Here is a 17,520-nt window from a genome sequence, read left to right on the forward strand (position 1 = left end):
CCCAGCGACCTGGCCGCCGCCGAGAGCGCGGTAGCATCGAGCGCGACGCTCGCGGGAGCTCGGCCTCGATGCCCCTCTGAGCCGCCGTCACGAGGGTGAGATCACCGCGGCTTCTGCCGCGGGGCCGGTCGAGCGGCGGCCGCCGTGTCGCGCGCGCTCGGCGCGAACCCCTCGACGAGGTGCCTGACGAGCTCACGCACCTTCGCAGGGACGAAGGGCGCCTGCGGGTACACCGCGTAGATGGCGCGCTCGACCGGAACGAAGCCCTCCAGCACGGCGATGAGCCGGCCGGACCGGAGATCATCGCCGACGAGGTAGCTCGGGAGATTGACGATCCCGAGCCCGCTCAGGGCTGCCTCGCGGAGCGAGAGCGTGTTGTTCGCCTGGAACCGGCCGCTCACGCGCACGCCCTCCACCGCGCCCGAGCGGGCGTCGGGCTTGAGCCTCCACGTGTCGTCGACCGCGCCTCCGGCGAGAAAGACGATGCAATCGTGGTCCGCGAGGTCGCGGGGGCGGCTCGGGCGCCCGCGGCGCGACAGGTAGGCGGGGCTGGCGCAGAGCACGCGCGCGTCGTCGCCGAGCTTGCGCGCCACGAAGGAGAGCGGCGGGCTCGCCGTCATGCGGATGGCGACATCGATGCTCTCCTCGACGAGATCAACCACCCTGTCGTTGAGCAGGAGCTCGACCTTCACCTCCGGGAACATGTCCTGGAACGACAGGACGAGCGGGAGCACGCGGACATGGCCCAGCACCGTGGGCGCGGTCACGCGGAGCGTCCCGCGCGGCGCGTCGTCGTGGCTCTCGACCTCGCGCTCGAGCGCGTCGAGCTCCTCGAAGATGCGCCGGGCGCGCTCGTGATACGCCTTGCCGACCTGCGTGAGCTGCATCCGGCGCGTCGTGCGCTGGAGGAGCCGCACCCGGAGGCGCTCTTCCAGCCGGGAGACAAGCTTGCTCACCCCGGACGGGGTGAGCCCGAGCTTCTCCGCCGCCGCGGAGAACGATCCCTCCTCGACCGAGGCGAGAAAGGCCGCCATGCCGGCGATGGACTCGCGTTCGTTCCTCATCCGTGGGGACCGCTCACAGGTGCTTCGACGAAGCTTACCATGGTCGCGCTCCTCGCCGGCTCCCCGTCAGGCGTGGGCGAGCGATCACCTTGTCGTCGGGATGGCGTCATCCAGACGACCCGATTCCTGCTTCGCGTGCCCCGGCGTGGTTGACATCCGTTATGCTCGGCGGTGCTTTCCATCCCAGGAGGTCCAAATTGAGGCGTTCAGCACTTGTCAAGCTCGGGTTCGCGGCATTCCTTGCGGCAGCGCCGCTCCTTCCGGCATGTACCAGCGGTCCGGACGGCACGGAAGAGGCGGAGATCACCGGCCGCGCGAGCATGTCCCTGGTGACGCAGACCAACGGTCGCGTGTACCGGTTGAGCAACGCGCTCTTCACCCTGCAGGGGCCGATCGTCACCTATCTCAGCAGCTCGGGCGACCCGGGTGAGACGGCGCTCACGGCGGCGTTGCCCGTCGGCGATTACACGAGCTTCCTGGAGTCCGGCTGGGTCCTGGAGCGCGACGACGGCGGCACGTTCGTGCCCGTGCAGGCGACGCTCGTCTCCGGCAACCCCGCGCTATTCACCATCTACGAGGGGGCCACCACGGCGCTTGTGTACCAGTTCCAGACAGACGGCACGATCATCACCATCGGGGATGGTCAGCTCGACATCTCGATCGAGGTGACCGAGGTCGGAGGTGTGTGCACGCCGTTCGGCGCGGGCTGCAGCGGCGGCGAGTGGTGTGTTCCTGGAGAGGTGGCGGAGGGAGAGCCGCTCTGCCTGGCGGAAGGCGACATCCCGGTCGGAGGCGCGTGTGACGACCCTGCCCGCTGGTGCGTCGCCAATGCGCTGTGCGGCGATCTCGACGGAACGGGCCTTGTCTGCATCGAGCTCTGCCCGGCGAGCAGCCTCGGATCGCCGTGCGCCAGCGGCGGATTCTGCACCGAGATCGGCTACACCGAGTTCGGGGTCTGCTTCTGATGGCGGCCAGCCCCGCCAGGGGCCGGAACAGCGCCGACCCACGTTGAGGTGCCCAGCGGCATCCGGAGGTTCCCTCCGCCCCCCAGCGCCGACCCAGGTTGAGGTCCCAGGGTGCAGCACCGACCCAGGTTGAGGTGCCCAAGGTGCCCAGCCAGCACCGACCCAGGTTGAGGTCCCAGGGTGCAGCACCGACCCAGGTTGAGGTCCCAGGGTGCAGCACCGACCCAGGTTGAGGTCCCAGGGTGCAGCACCGACCCAGGTTGAGGCGCTCACATGTAATTGCGATCACGGTGCAGCACCGACCCAGGTTGAGGCGCTCACATGTAATTGCGATCACAGATCTGGATCCCCGCCGTGTTGCGCATGGCTCCCGGGTCTGACGACCGACGCAGCCGACGCTCACGCCCCCTTGACGTCCAGGCCTGGCTGGAAGAATTCGTCCAGACAGAACAAGTATGCGCAAGACAAACATTGCACTCCTCGGGATTCTTGGATTTCTCACGGGCTGCGGCGCCCCTCCCCCGCCTGCGCCGCCGCCGGCCCCGGTGCCGCCGAGCCCCACGGTCTCGGCGAGCGCCGCCCCCGCGCCGCCCGCAACGAGCGCTCCTCCTGCGGCGAGCGCCTCCGAGGCCCCGCCGCCGGCCGCTGACGACCAGTTCGCCAAGGTCGAGATCAAGGCGGAGAAGGTCGCCGGCGCGATCTACATGCTCGAGGGCTCCGGCGGGAACATCGCCGTCTCCGTGGGCGACGACGGCATCGTCATCGTCGACGATCAGTTCGCCCCCCTCGCGCCCAAGATCAAGGCAGCACTCAAGGGCATCACCGATCGCCCGGTGCGGTTCGTCCTCAACACGCACTGGCACTTCGATCACACCGGCGGCAACGCGATCTTCGGCGCCGGTGCCCCGATCGTCGCGCACGAGAACGTACGAAAGCGCCTCGTGAGCGGCGGCCCGAAGGCCACGGTCGGCGACAAGACGATCGACGCGATCCCGCCGGCGCCGAAGGAGGCCCTCCCGGTCGTGACGTTCCAGGACAAGGTCTCCATTCACGTGAACGGCGAGGAGATCCGCGCGATCCACATCCCGAGCGGGCACACCGACGGAGACACCGTCGTTTATTTCACGAAGTCCAACGTCGTTCACATGGGCGACGATTTCGTCACCTATGGCTTCCCGTTCGTCGATCTCGTGAGCGGCGGCAGCGTGAAGGGGCTCATCGCCGCGATCGACAGGATGGTGAAGGAGCTGCCGGCTGACGTGAAGGTGATCCCCGGGCACGGCAAGGTCTCGGGGGTCGAGGACATGAAGAAGCTCTCGGCCACGCTCAAGGACTGCGTGAGGCTCATCGAGGCCGAGGTGAAGAAGAAGCGGACGCTGAAGCAGATCCAGGAGGCCAAGGTGCTCGCGAAGTACGATGAGCTCGGCAAGGGGTTCGTCTCGGCCGACGCCTTCGTCGAGGTCGTCTTCAAGGAGCTGACCCACCAGCAAAACGTCTTCATGCCGCACTGACGAAGCGAGACGTCTGCAGACCCACCGGGTCGCGGCGGCGGAGATCGCACCCAGGTTCCGGTGCGGGGTCGCCCTGGCTCGCTGACCGCCCTCGGTCGCGAGGGGTAGTCGAACATCGGACAGCCCGCGGGGCAGCGGGCCCTGGCCGCCCGGCCGAGGCTGGGCCGGACCTCGATCCATCCCGGAGCTCCTGCGGATGAGGCTGGCACCCCCGCGGGATCAAATGGTACTCAACGGTACACGGCTCGCCTTGTCGCCAGGCTCGATCGTCTCCGCACCAGGAATCAGGGCGACATCCTACCTCTTCGCACCTGGTATATGGCGCCCTCCGAGATCGCTCGTTCACCCATCACGTGACGCTTGAGTAGGACGCGCCGAGGCTCTCGATCTCTGGCCTTGCTGCAGGGAAGCAATGGACGACAAACTCGCCTCGATCTCATGGTTGACGTTGCTGAACGGCACGCCCACGCCGCTCGCGCTGCTCTCCGGCGCGGGGGAGGTGCTCGCCTGCAACCCCGCCTGGGAGCAGCGCGTGGGTCCGGCCGGGCAGCTCCTCGAGCGCGTGCACGAGGGCGATAGGGGCGAGCTGTCGGCGCGAATCGAGGCCGCGCGTGCGGCCGCAGGCAGCGTCTCCGCGGCGGCGCGCCTCGCGGACGCCCGCGGCAACATCGTCCCGCTGCAATGGACGCTGTGGCGGGCCGACGACACGGGGATCTGGGCCGCCGTGAAGCCCGATCGCGAGGCGTGGGAGACCCAGGCGCGCATCCTCGTCGACGTGTTCCGGACCATGGATGCGGTCATCTGGTGGTGCGACCGGGAGGGCACCCTCCACGTCTCCGACGGCAACGGGCTCGCCCACCTGGGGATCAAGCCAGGTCAGCTCGTCGGGATGAAGATGCTCGACCTCTACGGCGCGGACTCGCAGGTCCTCGACCTCTGCAAGCGCGTCCTCGCCGGCGAGTCGATCCGCATGGACACCGTGAACGAGGGCGTCCACTGGATCGTGCACTACGCGCCCCGCCGGGGCGACGACGGTGAGATCGAGGGCGTCCAGACGTTCGGCATCAACCTGGCCGACGATGTCACCCTCGCCGCGCAGGCGGAGCTGCTCCGCACGTGCATCGACAGCATGCCGATCGTCATCCGGGCGTTCGACAAGGCCGGCGCCTGCGTGGTGGCGCAGGGCGGGGCGCTCGCGCAGCTCGCCGCGACCGAGCGAAACGAGATAGGCAAGCACGTGCTCGCCGTCTGCGGCGACACGGAGGAGGTGCGCGCGGCCTTCCAGCAAGCCCTCTCCGGGGAGATCGCGAACATCGAGCAGATCCGGCACGACAGGATCTGGCGGACGAGGTTCGTTCCCCAGAAGGACGTCCTCGGCGTGATCACCGGCGTCGGCGCCATCAGCGAGGACGTCTCGCAGCAGCGCCACGTCGAGCAGCAGCTGCGGGAGCAGCTGCGGTTGACCCAGGATCAGCAGGAGTCGATCGCGCGCCTCTCGAGCCCGATCATCGAGGTCTGGCAGGACGTGCTCATCGTCCCCTTGATCGGCTCGGTCGACGCGGATCGCGCGGCGATGGTGATGGAGTCGCTGCTCGCGACCGTCGTGGAGAGGCAAGCGTCCTTCGCCATCCTCGACCTCACCGGCATCGACTCGGTCGACACGACGACGGCTCAGCACCTGATCAAGATCATCAACGGATTGACGCTGCTCGGCTGCCGGGGCGTGGTCACGGGCATCCGCCCGCCGGTCGCCCAGACCATGGTCGGTCTGGGCTTCGATCTCTCGCAGGTGTGCACGCTGCGCAGCCTGAAGGAGGCGTTGCGCTGGTGCATGAGCAGGACGCGGCGCGGCTGACGCGCCGCGCTGCGCCCGTCGCGCCGCGCACCGGAGCGCGGCGCTCGCTCACCCGGGGCTCGACGGATCCGCCGGGTCCGTGCCGGCGTCGCGCTCGTCGCCGTCGCGGATTCCATCGCTATCGCGGTCGACGCCGGAGCGCGCGCCCGAGCCGGGCGGCATGCACGTGTACGTCACCGGGTGCCCGGTGAGGACCGAGAACCAGCGCAGCCCGAGGTCGCTCACCGGCGCGGCCGCGCTGCGATCCGTGATGAACTGGCCACCTCCTGTGTAGAGCAGGCCGACCTCTTCGAGGAAGAACGGCAGCTTCGCCACGAGGTCGCACTCCTCGGCCTCGGCGCGCTGGCGGAGGAGGTCGATCCGCGGCCAGGCCGCCACCGCGTTGTGCGCGCCGAGCGTCACCTGCTGCCCGACGATCGGCGCGAGGTTCGAGTCGAACGCGAGCATGAACTCCACGGCCTGCCTGCGCAGGATCTCCCCGGAGGCGTCGAGGGGGAAGCCGTTCGGCGTGAAGCCGCTCTCCTCGAACCCGATCGCCTGGTGGAAGCGGAAGAGCGTGTCCATCACGCCGTCGTGCATGAACCCGAACCCGCGGATCTGGTCGCCCATGAAGCCGTTGTCCCCCGGGAAGAAGAGGCTCGGGACCGCGGCCATGCCGAACATGCCGACCTTCTGGTACAGGTTGCGCAGGTGAGGGTTCTTGAAACTCTGGCCGTTCTCCTGTCCTACGCTCGCGCCGTCCGTCCCGAAGAAGCCAGGGAAAGGCTCGTCTGTATCGGCGTTCGCGTCGGGATCCAGGCTGTGGCAGGACGCGCACGAGAACGTCCCGTCGACGCCCTCGCGAACGAAGTGATCGCGCCCGGCCTGCTGATCGGGGTTGAGGGAGTTATCGAGGTTCCGGATCGGGTTCGGCGGATACGTCATCTGGAGGATGAAGTCGGTGAACGCCTCCATGTCGTCCTCGGGGATGGGGGCGTGCCGGCCGAGCAGGTTCGTGAAGCCGGCCTGGAACCGCCTGAACGCCGCGCGCTCGTTGAACGCCCCGCTGTCCGGCTGCGCGGTGGGCTCGTCGTCGCCGCCGGTGCGGTCGCCGCGCCAGTGCATCGGACCGTGGTTGGCGAGCCCGCGCAGGCTCTGGGTCGTCATCGGCCCCTTCATGGGCTTCAGCGTCGTGTCGGCGGGGAACGGCGGGTTGATGCTCGTGAACGGCCCAGCGTTCGTCCGGGTGGTGTCGTCCGGGTTGCCGAGGTCCCACGCCAGGCTGTCGAGATCGCCGAAGACATGGCAGCTCGCGCACGACGAGTCGCCGTGGCTCGACGTGAAGCTCGCGTCGTGGAGGAACACCCGCCCGCGGACCACGCTCGGCGGCTCGGGGTTGTGGAGCGCGAGGTGCACGATCTCGGCGCGCGCGGCGGTGTCGATGATCGAGATGGAGTTGTCGAAGCGCGTGAGCACGTAGAGCCGGCCGCGCGGCTGATCGAGCGCGAGCCCGCTCGGCCCGCCGCCGCTGACCTGGATCTGGCTCGCGAGGCTCGGCGTGAAGGTGCCGCTCTCGAGCTCGGCCGTCTTGAAGATCCCGATCTTGCTCGATCCGAACGCGGCGACGTACAGCTTCGACCCGTCATGGGTCACGGCCATATCGAGCGGTGTGGCCAGGCTCTTTGCGTTCTCCGGGTTGGGCACGGGAGCGCAGCACGTCGTGTAGTCGATGTGCTTGTTCAGGTGCCGCGGCGTGACCGAGCCGCCGCCCAGCACGGTGATCCGGCTCTCGTGCAGGTGTCCTCGGACGCTCGATCCGGCGAAGGTGCCCGGGCCCTCGAAGCGCTCCAGGTTGAACGCTTCGGTGTTGGAGACGTAGATCTTCCCGTTCACCGGGTTGACGGCCATGTTGTAGAGGATGGTGCCCACGCCGGTGTAGAAGCCTGCGCTGCCCGGGCGCTGGCGCGGGGGATTGGCCGTGGCGTCGATGACGAAGACGTCCTTGTCGGGCAGCGAGAACCTGATCTCGTCGTCCCAGCTGCGGCCCGCGATGTCGACCCAGTGGGCGCCGTCGTGCTGAACGATGAGCGACGTCTGCGGCTGCGGCTCGCCGAGGAAATTGGTGAGCGGCGGCGGCAGTCCCCAGCCCTCCTCGACGAGCACGCGGTGCACGGCGGTCGTGCGGTTGCCGGTGTGAAAGCCGGCGGCGTACACGGAGGCCCCGTCCGGGCTGACCGCGAGCGCCCGCGGGGTATCGGTGAAGAGGGTGAGGATCGTGAGGGGCGCACCTCCGAGCGACGGGTCGCTCGCGACGGCGTTCGCGTTGAACACCCAGACGTCCGCGCGGCCGACCCCGGGCGTGGTCAGCTGCGGATCAAAGGGCGCGTTCTGGCCCCGGTGGGCGGCGGTGATGAACGCGCGCGAGCGCCCGGGACCTGCGAAGACGATGTCGCGCGGCTCGTCCCCGACGAGGAGCGTGCGCACGACCCGAGGTCGCGAGGGAAACGAGACGTCGACGACGCTGACGCTGTCCGAGAGGTGATTGACGACCCAGACCTCGCTGTCGCTGCGCGCGGCGACGGCGACGGGCTCCAGGCCCACGCTCACGGAAGAGAGGTGTGCCAGACCACCGGACGTGACGCGGAAGATCTCCAGGCGGTTGTCGGGGGTATTGGCGGCGAGGAGCAGCGTGCGGCTCGGTGAGAGCGCGAGCGGTCGGACCTGGCCGCTCTCGAAGAGGGTATATGAAGGAGCCGCCTCCGCCGGGCGCGCGGCGACGAGGCACACGAGGATGGCGGTCGCGATGAGCAGGGAACTGGGAGAGCGTGGATGGTAATGTGGGAGCATCCTGACCTCCTTGCAATCGGGGTAGAGCGAAGTATCCCCTCAGCATAGAACCGCACGGTGGCGCCCTGGAATCAAGTGTTTCGTGGAGTCCCTGAGGCAAACTCCCGACGGTCGCGCCCGTGACAGCGGCGTTTCGTGGGGATGCCTGCATTGGAGGAATGGGGGCGGTCACCGATTGAGGTGGCGCTGACGTGCGGCTTCTCCGAAGCGCGGATGCATCATGGATCACGGCGACGATTTCCTGCGAAGGCCGCGCAGGGGGCGCGAGCGGTCAGCCGGCGCGTGCAGCGTGGCTGTACGATGAGACGGCCGCGAAGGGAGGTCGCCTCGGCGGCGTCGACGCCGTGAGATAGAGAGCTCGCGCGCGCGTCTTCATCCTGCGTCCGGCGACGTTGCGGCGCGAGGCTTCAGTCGTTGCCGTCGGTCGAGAGCGCAATGTGCTTCTGGGCGGCGAGGGCGGCGAGGGGGTCGGTCGAGGCCGCGCGGAGCGAGGCGTAAGCGCCGCTGCCTAGCGCGAGCCGCCGGGGCGCGGGGCTGGGGTAGGCCGAGTCGATCGTGGCCTGCGCCATCTTCTCGGGATCGCCCTTCGCCTCGAAGGTGCCGGCCGCGACGGCCCGACGGATCTCGCCCGCTGGCGTGTCGTCGGGAGACCCGACCCGGGGGACCCGATCTAGGTTGGAGGGACCAGGGACCCGACCCCAGGGACCCGACCCAGGTTGAGGGAACCCGACCCAGGTTGAGGGAACCCGACCCAGGTTGGGGAGGCCGGGGGGGACCCGACCCAGGTTGGGGAGACCGGGAGACCCGACCCAGGTTGCGCCGCGACCCGACCCAGGTTGCGCGGCTCCAGCGGCACGGCTCCAGCGCGGCTCCGGCGCGGCCCCCGGCTGCACTATCCAACCGCGACACCATCCCGGTTGCGCGACTCGCTCGGCGCACCGCGGTCCTGGTTGAACCGTCGATTCATAGGTCTTCCGCTAGCGCCCAAAGTGCCACCAGCCAAGCGGAGCCTTCGTCAATCCGAAGCTCGTGCTGCCACACGTGCTCTGGCACGCTCATGACTCACGAAATTCATTCCCGTAATGCGGCATCAAGGATGCGCCACCCGCTCCGTCTCCTGCGAACGTACGTCCGCCACGACGGCGCATCGGAGCTGCCGACCACTCCTGCCCGACTCGCCATCGCGCCGGGCGATCTTACGCCCCGAGCACCATGTCGCTCACATCGACGCCATGGAACATCCGCATCCACCACGTGCCCGCCGGAAAAACGGCACTGCGTACGCCAGTACGCCATCGTTCGAGCGCCGCTCGGTACGACGCGCGGAACGCACTCACAGCGGCAGCAGCGATTCGCCACGCATCGCCCTGATCACGACCGACTGCGAAGGTCGGATTACGGTCATGCAGCCCCTCGAAGCTCGTGGCTCGCTCGTAGGGAGAGATCTTGCTGGCTTGCTCGGCCCCCAAGAAACGGAGTCCTTTCCGTTCCATCTCCGCATGGGCTCGCTCTTCCTGGCGCGCCAGCTCGTCAGCCACCTGATGGCGGAAGCCCTCCGCGTGCTCATGCTCGACGACTGGCGGTAACGCGAGCGGGAGCGTCGCTTGCTCGAACCATTGCGGATTTTCCGGGTCGAGGTATGCTGAGGGACGCGTCGCATGCAGCACGCCACGACCGAGCTCGTCGACATCCACCTTGATCCCTGGCCATTGCTTTGCATGCCGTACAAGGCCAGCAGCGACTGGATTCGCAAGCACGTACGCGATCTTCTCCACCACCGCCGCACGCGTCAGCAACCGCACTACGCTCGTGGGCTCATGGTCCCATACCGGCCCATCCCACGTCCGCAGCACCTTTGTGCCCAGTGCGACGAGGCGGTGAAAGAACTGCAGGAAGCGTGGCAGCACGCCCTGCACATCGGTCACGACGAGGTGCAGATGCGTCGACATCGCGCAAAGGGCATGGACCTCGACGCCATAGCGGCGCGCCGAGACAGCGAGGGCGTAAACCAACAGTTGGTTCATGGCCGTATCCGGGCGTAACAGCAGATGCCGGCGTAGGACGCGACGGGTAATCAGGTAGGTTGCGCCTGGAGCGATCTCGCGAGGCTGGCTCATGGCCGGAGCACATAGACAAGCCCCGTGCCGAGAGTCGGCGTGAATAGTTTCATGCATTTGGCCGGCTCGGAGGGTGGCGGCCGCTGGTTTTCGCCAGGCGCCGCCATCCGCCGACGGCGCCACGCTGCCCAACCGCCCAACCGACCCAGGTTGGAATCGCCCCGGGGTGGTCGCGGTGGTGGTGACCTGGTGACCCGACGCAGGCTGGGGTCGCTGCGCTGCGATCCGACCCAGGTTGAGGTCGCCTACCCAGGTTGAGGTCGCCCACCCGAGGTCGCCCACCCAGGTTGAGGTCGCCCACCCAGGTTGAGGTCGCCGAGGTCGCCCCACCCGGGTTGAGGTCGCCCGAGGTCGCCCTCGGTGTCGACCTCGCCCGCGCGTAGCGAGACCCAGCCTCCCGGCCGCGGCCGAGGCCGCGCCGGCTCGTTCGCCCCGCGGGCACATGGCCCGGGCGAGCTCACACGACGGCGCACCCAAGCCGTGGTCCCCCGGCGAAGCGCCCGCGCGGTGGCTCGGCGACGTGTTCGTCGATGCGCTCCTCCATGCGGTAAGCTCCTGGGCCGGACCGGCCGAGACCTCGGTCACAGGCTCCGCCCACAAAAGAAAACCGCCCGCAGGTCCAGGCCTGCGGGCGGTCTTCATGATCCGCGACTCGGTCTACTTGAGACTACTTGAGACGCGCCAGCATCTCGACCTTCTCCGAGTCGAGCTCCGTCCAGGCGCCCCAGCCCGTCTTGTCGGCGTCGGTGTACTTGTGGCCGTAGATGCCACCCGTATCACCCGACTCGGGGTTGATGGACCAGTACGTGAAGTCCGTCATCCCCTTCTTGATGAGGTAGTCCGTGTACATGTTCTGCCACTCCCAGTCGTAGCGCTTGCCAGCAGGCAAGTGCGCCCACATCTGGGCGAGGCCCGGATCCATCTCGTTCTTCGGCCAGTCCTTCACGCCGCCGTACTCGCCGGTCAGCACGCAGAACCCCTGGTCGTGCAGGTACCCGAAGTGCTCGTCCCACTGCTTCTCCAGCAATGCGACGGCCGCTGCGTTGCTCCGCTCCGTGATCAGCCCGCACTTGGCCTTGGCGGCCTCCTCGTCCTCGAGCCCGGCGCACCCGGCCTGGGTCTGATCGACGTGCTGCTTCTGGACGAACACTGCAGGCCCGTAGGTGTGCGGCGAGAAGCAGAGGCGATCCCTGGGGATCTGGATCGGATAGGTCGCCTGTCCGGTCAGGTTCTCACCCCAGTTCGGGTTGAGGTCGGGATCGCCGTGGGGCTCCGGCTCCAGCTCCAGGCCCTCCTTGCCCGGGATCTGGTGGCTGCCCGACACGCCCTGGACCACCGCGATGATGTCGTCGTTCTCGGCGGCGATCGTGTCGTAGCAGGCCTTGGCCATGTCCGCCCACTGGGACCAGGAGTACTTCCACGGCTCGTTGAAGCAATCGATGCCGAGGATGTTGTCGATCCCGAGCTTCTTGGGCAGCTGCGCGATCGTGCGGATGTCCGCGAGCCACTTGTCGTAGTTGTAGGCGTCCTCGCCGGTCTTGCAGTTGTAGTCGTCCGCCTTGTAATCGTAGTTCTCGCGATTGCTGTCCACGTAGGGCGGGGCATCATCGAGCCTGCCCTTGCGCCACCCGATGTGGTTCGAGCAGGAGTGGATGCCAATGATGACGTACAGACCGTTCGCGTCGGCCTGCTTGAGGAAGTCCGTGAACGCCTCGTACGCGTTGGCGTACGGGTACACGTCCGGATCGTTGTTCCTGATCCGGGGGGTCATGGTGCTGTAGTTGCCGTCCGGGTGGTTGGCGACCAGGGTCTGCGGCGCGATGGGGAGCCGGATCGTGTTGAACTTGAGAGCAGAGCTCGTGAGCTCCTTCATCGTCTTCTCGATGGTGCGCGGGGCGCTGTTCTCCGCCCACCACATCGACCCGATGAAGAGCTCCATGGCGCCGGGACGCTCGAGATCGTCCTGTCCCTCGAGCCCGAACCAGTTGCCGCCGCGAACCTGGAACTCCGTGCCGTTGTCCGTCAGCTTGCCGTTCTCACGCTTGACCCGGAATTTACCCGGAACGCCGGCGGTCTCCGGCGTGGGCTTCCCGTCCGGGTTGGTCGTGCCGCCGCCGACGCCCGCGCCACCGCCCACGCCCGAGCCCGTGGGGGTGCCAGCGCCGACGCCGCTGCCGGTCGGGGTGCCAGCGCCAACGCCGCTGCCGGTCGGGGTGCCAGCGCCGACGCCGCTGCCGGTCGGGGTGCCAGCGCCCGTACCCGCGCCGCCCGAACCCGTGTCGCCCCCAGTGGCGCCGCTCGAGCTGTCACCGCCGCAGCCGATGGCCAGCAGCCCGGCGATGGACAAGGAACACAAGAAGATATGGCTTCCTCTGATTCTCATAGGTTCGCTCTTTTCGTTAAGACAAATTCAGCGCACGGCACACGGTTCCGAGCGATCGCATCCGTGGTTCGACCGTAGGCCAGTCCAAGTTCAACGTTTGCTCGCGCTCGAAGTCGCCCCTGCGCGGAATTCACAAACAAGCAACGCCGACGGGTTGCCGACCGGCTCTGAACATTACCCGTCAAGAAACAGGGGGTCAAGATGGGACGTGCCCCCCGATGTCGGGACAATTATTGATAGAGTGTCGCTTTCCCGCGGGAGCGGATCGTAGGGGCTCTATCACTCCAGCCGACGCGGTGCAGCATGGCTATACGGTGTGACGGCGCCACGAGGCGCTTGACTTCCGGATCAAGGCCGAATCCGTGCGCCCGGTGAACGGTAGAGCTCGATTCGAGGTTGAAGCCGCGCCGCGCCGCGCCGCGCCGCGCGGCGCGCGGCGCGGCGCAGGCTTCGTCCCCCGGAAGAGCTCGGGTAGTGGCCGAGAGGCCCGATGGCCAGAACCTATCGGTGCTCTCACCAGATGCAGCGCATCACTGCGCCACGACACCGAGCTGCTGAAACAGCGTCAGGTTGTCTTCGATGTGCCAGTTGTCGGTGATGCGCCCCTCCTGCACGCGCAGGATGTCGGTGGCGATGAAGTCCACACGCTGCCCGGCGCCCTTCCTGTCGCCGAAGGTGCCGGTGAAGTGGCCCCGGAAGCGCAGGTGCGCCACAACGCGGTCGCCGGCGACGATCAGCTGCTCCACCTCGCAGGTAAGGTCCGGCACCGCGGCGCGGAACCCCTTTGACGCGAACGCCGGGCCGGCCGGGCCCTGGGGGCGCCCCTCGGGCAAGGTGCGGTCGGTGAAGCTCGGCGCGATCGCCGCGTCGAGGTAGCTCGCGTCGCCGGTGCTCCAGAACGCGTAAAAGCGGCGCGCCGCGAGGATCTCGGCGTCGGCCTGCGCCTTCGACAGGCTCGCGTCGACGACCATCGACCGCGGCGCCGGCAGGTCGTCCGCGCCGGCGCCCTGCGTGTAGCAGGCGCTCGCGGCGGCGAAGAGCGAGAGGGAGAGGGCGCTGATCAAGACGGGCTTTCTCATGACATGTCTCCTTGGAACAACGAGCCTTGACTGCCTTGCAGCGCGCGTAGGCCGGCAGCGCTGACAGGCTGAAGGGTCCTGTCGCCGCGCCGGGCGCAGCGGGCCCCGCGGCGCGAGCACCGGAGGCCGGCCCCGGCGCGGCGACAGGACCACCTTGATCCTTTCCGGCGAGGATGAGAACGACCGCGATCGTCGAACCAGCTTTTCGAAAAAGTTGAAGATGCCCCGCCGCGAGCTACCCTGCCCGCCATTCGCTGGAGCGCGCGCGATGGTCGAGCTGGAGGACATGCAGCTGTTCGTGTGCGCCGTCGCGAGCGGCAGCCTGTCGGCGGCGGGGCGCGAGCTCGGGTTCTCGCCGGCCGTGGCGAGCAAGCGCATGACGCGGCTCGAGACGGCGCTCGGCGTGCGCCTCCTGCAGCGCAGCTCGCGGCGCCTCACGCTCACCAGCGAGGGCGCGACCTACCACGAGCGCTGCGCCGCCATCCTCGCCGACGTCAGCGAGGCCGAGCTCGCGGTGGCCGCCGGGCAGGCCGAGGCGCGCGGCCTCCTGCACGTGTCGGCGCCGGTGGATCTCGGCCGCCAGTGGGTGGGGCCGGCCGCGGCCGATTTCGCCGCCGCGCACCCGCAGCTCCGCGTGCGCGTCAGCCTGTCGGACCGGGTGGTGGACCTGTTCGAGGCCGGCGTCGACGTGGCCGTGCGCATCGGCGCGCTCTCCGACTCGCGCCTCGTCTCGCGCCGGCTGGCCCGGAGCCGCCGCGTCGTCTGCGGCGCGCCGGCCTACCTCGCGCGGCGCGGGTGGCCGCGCGCGCTCGCGGACCTCGACGCGCACGCGTGCATCGTGCTGCAGCGCCCGGGCATGCGCCCCCTCGCGTGGACCTTCCGCACCGAGCAGGGGCTCCACACCGTCCGCCCCTCGGGCCAGCTCATGGCCGACAGCGGCGACCTGGTGCGCGACTGGGCCGTGGCCGGCCACGGGCTGGCCTTCAAATCGATCTGGGATGTCGCCGCCGACATCGACGCCGGGCGCCTCGTGCCGCTGCTGACCGACCTGCCCATGCCGAGCTCGGCCGTGCACGTCATCTACCCGAGCCGGCGCTTCCTGCCCGCCCGGGCGCGGCTGTTCGTCGACTTCCTCCAGCAGCGCTTCGCCGCGCGCGAGCCCGCGGTGCTGGCCGCGGCGACGCCGCGCGCCGAGCCGCCGTCACCGCCCCACCGCAAGCGCCGCGGCTGAGCCGCGCCGTCGACCTTCCCCCCTCCCCCGCCCCCCCGTCGCGCGCGCGCCAAGAACCCCTATCCGCCGCCGATCGCCGCCAGGAACTGCTCCCTCTCCTCGGCCGTCGGGCGGCGCCCGGCCAGGTAACGCCGCTGGTGCGCGCGGGCCGCGGCGAGCGCCGCCTGGTTCAGGACCTTGATCGGCACCCTGGGCGCATAGAGGCTTGTCACCTCGAGCTGCGTCGTCCCGCCGGCGCCCGCCGAGAAGCGGTACGTCCCGAGCCCTCGCGACCACAGCATGTTCTCCTCGAACGCATCGACGCTGATCTCGACGACATCGGGCGAGACCCGCTGCGCCGAGTACCGCGATGTCTGCATGAGGGCCCCGGCGCCCGGGAGCGGCACGCTCATCCGGACAACGAAGCTCGGCTCGCGGTACGATCCCGATTGCATCGCGCACTCGGCGCCGGGGAAGAGCTCACGCGCCTGACCGTGCTGATCCCAGTAGAGGGCGGCGGCGTCGAGCGGGTCAATGGGACCGATATCGATCGTGAACCGGACGCCGCGCAGCCCGCGCGCCTCGTCGTGGACGTCCTCCGAGTGCTCGATCTCCGTGTCCTCGTGCTGCCACATGGTCGTCTCCTCGCCTCGGCGAAAAGAGCGTATGTGAAGCACGGCAGCGCATCAAGGAAGCGGCGCGCCGCGCTGACCGCGAGCAGCCGTCACATCGCGCGCTCGCCGCCCCGCGACGGGGCCCGAAGCGCGGCTCCTATCCGATAGCCCCGCGCCGGTCAGATCCGCCGCCCGCCGAGCCGGCTCATGGCCGCGCGACATGAGGCGGCTCGACGAGATCTTCCCGGGCCCCGGCGGTGAGGCGCCGGAGGCCTACGCCTGGTAGCAGCGCTCCCGCCAGCGCTCGCGAAAGCCACCCGCGCCCCCTCCCCCTCCCGTCCTCGCGCCACGCGCGCCCGCCTCGCGCCACGCGCGCGCCTGCTCGCGTCGACGCCGCCGCCGGGCGGGTCGATTTCGATTCCAGGGCGGCCGGCGGATGACCTACGCTCCGAGGCCCGGAGACGCGGCCAGGGGCGCTCGGGCACTGAGGACATCCATGAGCCAACGGCGGTATGAACAGGGGCTGCACGACGTCGGCAACGGCTGCTTCGCCTATCTCCAGCCGGCCGGCACCTGGGGGCTCAGCAACGCGGGGCTCGTCACCTCGGACGGCGAGGCGCTGCTCGTCGACACGCTCTTCGACCTGAAGCACACGCGCGAGATGCTCGACGCCATGCGCGCGGCGACCCCCGCCGCGGCGCAGATAGGCACGGTCGTGAACACCCACGCGAACGGCGACCATTGCTACGGCAACGCGCTCGTCGCCGGCGCGACGATCGTCGCCACGCGCGCCGGCGCCGCCGAGATGGACGAGGTCCCCGCGCCGATGCTCGCGACGGTGATGCGACAGGCGCGCAGCGGCGCCGCCGGCCCGCTGGGCGACTACCTCCTCCATTGCTTCGGCGCCTTCGATTTCGACGGCATCGCCCCCACCGCGCCCACCCGGGTCTTCGACGGAGAGCTGACGCTCACGGTCGGAAGCAAGGAGGTCCGCCTCATCGAGGTGGGCCCCTCGCACACGCAGGGCGACCTGCTCGTGCACGTGCCCGCGGACCGCGTGATCTACACCGGCGACATCCTCTTCATCGACGTGACGCCGATCATGTGGGCAGGGCCCGTCGGCAACTGGATCAAGGCCTGCGATACCATCCTCGCGGCGGACGTCGACGTCATCGTGCCCGGACACGGCCCCCTCACGGACCGGAAGGGCGTGCGCGCGGTCCGCGATTACCTCGTGTACATCCGCGACGAGGCGCGGCGCCGCTACGACGCCGGCATGCCCCCGGCCGACGCCGCCCGCGATATAGCGCTCGGCGATTACGCGAGCTGGAGCGACGCCGAGCGCATCGCGGTGAACGTGCACACGCTCTACCGCGAGTTCAGCGGAGGCCAGCTCGCGCCGCCCGGCGTGCTCGATCTCTTCGGCCTCATGGCCGAGCTCGCGCGGAGACCGCGCTGAAGGAACCAGAAGAAGACGACGGTCATTCAGCCACCAGGGCAAGAGGTAAGAAAAGATAAGCCAAGGGCACGCCAGTCGTCCGTGGCAACAGGCGATTCGCGGCGTCTGTCTACCGCGTCGCCCGGGCTCGTCCCCGGCCCCGTGAGGAGACGAAGACGAGCCACAGAGGCACAGAGAGCACAGAGGCTACAGAGTCTTTCTTTCTCTCCTCTGTGCCCTCTGTGCCGCTGTGGTTTCTTCTCTCATGAAACCAGGGACGAGCCTTCACAACGCGGTACGAGGCCGCGCGCAGGGGGCGCCGTCAGCCGTCGTGGACCGAGAGTTTCCCCCGAGTGCGACTCCAGGTCAAGCGACGCCGAGGACGTGCGCGGACAGGGAATGTCCATTCCGGCGCGCCGCCGTCGCGCTCACGTTGCGCGGCGTTTCACGGCACCTCG

General features: G+C 69.1%; 12 protein-coding genes. 5 read left to right on the forward strand and 7 right to left on the reverse strand.

Features of this window, described 5'->3' with window-relative positions; genetic code table 11:
• Window positions 1-101: 101 nt before the first annotated feature.
• A complete protein-coding gene (locus tag WME85_RS33375; RefSeq protein ID WP_437827148.1) occupies window positions 102-1,064 on the reverse strand; it encodes a LysR family transcriptional regulator in 963 nt (320 codons plus the stop codon).
• A 197-nt stretch (window positions 1,065-1,261) separates the two neighbouring features.
• On the opposite strand from WME85_RS33375, the gene WME85_RS33380 reads away from it, so the two are divergent.
• The 3 genes from WME85_RS33380 to WME85_RS33390 all read left to right on the forward strand — a co-directional run bounded on the left by WME85_RS33380 (window position 1,262) and on the right by WME85_RS33390 (window position 5,395).
• Window positions 1,262-2,029, forward strand: coding sequence for a hypothetical protein (locus tag WME85_RS33380; protein WP_437827149.1), 768 nt, complete (start codon window positions 1,262-1,264; stop codon window positions 2,027-2,029).
• Between the two features lie 455 nt (window positions 2,030-2,484).
• Window positions 2,485-3,540: an MBL fold metallo-hydrolase gene (locus WME85_RS33385; RefSeq protein WP_437827150.1), complete on the forward strand. Its 1,056-nt coding sequence runs from the start codon at window positions 2,485-2,487 to the stop codon at window positions 3,538-3,540.
• A gap of 412 nt (window positions 3,541-3,952) precedes the next feature.
• Window positions 3,953-5,395 carry an STAS domain-containing protein gene (locus tag WME85_RS33390; RefSeq protein WP_437827151.1) on the forward strand — a complete coding sequence of 481 codons (1,443 nt, stop codon included), beginning with the start codon at window positions 3,953-3,955 and terminating at the stop codon, window positions 5,393-5,395.
• Window positions 5,396-5,443: 48 nt separating this feature from the next.
• Here WME85_RS33390 and WME85_RS33395 read toward each other — a convergent pair whose 3' ends face one another.
• From WME85_RS33395 to WME85_RS33415, 5 genes are all read right to left on the reverse strand, one after another.
• Window positions 5,444-8,221: a hypothetical protein gene (locus WME85_RS33395; protein WP_437827152.1), complete on the reverse strand. Its 2,778-nt coding sequence runs from the start codon at window positions 8,219-8,221 to the stop codon at window positions 5,444-5,446.
• 407 nt (window positions 8,222-8,628) lie between these two features.
• Complete coding sequence (locus tag WME85_RS33400) at window positions 8,629-8,790, reverse strand: hypothetical protein (RefSeq protein ID WP_437827153.1); 162 nt, start codon at window positions 8,788-8,790, stop codon at window positions 8,629-8,631.
• Window positions 8,791-9,417: 627 nt separating this feature from the next.
• On the reverse strand, window positions 9,418-10,338 hold the full coding sequence (locus WME85_RS33405) for a transposase (RefSeq protein ID WP_437827154.1): 921 nt from the start codon (window positions 10,336-10,338) through the stop codon (window positions 9,418-9,420).
• Window positions 10,339-11,005: 667 nt separating this feature from the next.
• On the reverse strand, window positions 11,006-12,694 hold the full coding sequence (locus WME85_RS33410; protein ID WP_437827155.1) for a glycoside hydrolase family 5 protein: 1,689 nt from the start codon (window positions 12,692-12,694) through the stop codon (window positions 11,006-11,008).
• Between the two features lie 557 nt (window positions 12,695-13,251).
• Window positions 13,252-13,800, reverse strand: a complete 549-nt coding sequence (locus WME85_RS33415; RefSeq protein WP_437827156.1) for an ester cyclase — start codon at window positions 13,798-13,800, stop codon at window positions 13,252-13,254.
• 268 nt (window positions 13,801-14,068) lie between these two features.
• Between WME85_RS33415 and WME85_RS33420 the strand changes: the two genes are divergently transcribed.
• On the forward strand, window positions 14,069-15,031 hold the full coding sequence (locus WME85_RS33420; protein WP_437827157.1) for a LysR family transcriptional regulator: 963 nt from the start codon (window positions 14,069-14,071) through the stop codon (window positions 15,029-15,031).
• A 59-nt stretch (window positions 15,032-15,090) separates the two neighbouring features.
• On the opposite strand, the gene WME85_RS33425 is transcribed toward WME85_RS33420, so the two are convergent.
• Window positions 15,091-15,645 (reverse strand): hypothetical protein, encoded by a 555-nt coding sequence (locus tag WME85_RS33425; RefSeq protein ID WP_437827158.1) that lies wholly within the window; start codon window positions 15,643-15,645, stop codon window positions 15,091-15,093.
• Between the two features lie 475 nt (window positions 15,646-16,120).
• Here WME85_RS33425 and WME85_RS33430 point away from each other — a divergent pair, with 475 nt between their 5' ends.
• Window positions 16,121-17,083, forward strand: a complete 963-nt coding sequence (locus tag WME85_RS33430; RefSeq protein ID WP_437827159.1) for an MBL fold metallo-hydrolase — start codon at window positions 16,121-16,123, stop codon at window positions 17,081-17,083.
• Window positions 17,084-17,520: the final 437 nt, after the last annotated feature.

Source organism: Sorangium sp. So ce1153 (assembly GCF_051521595.1).
Lineage (GTDB): Bacteria > Myxococcota_A > Polyangia > Polyangiales > Polyangiaceae > Sorangium.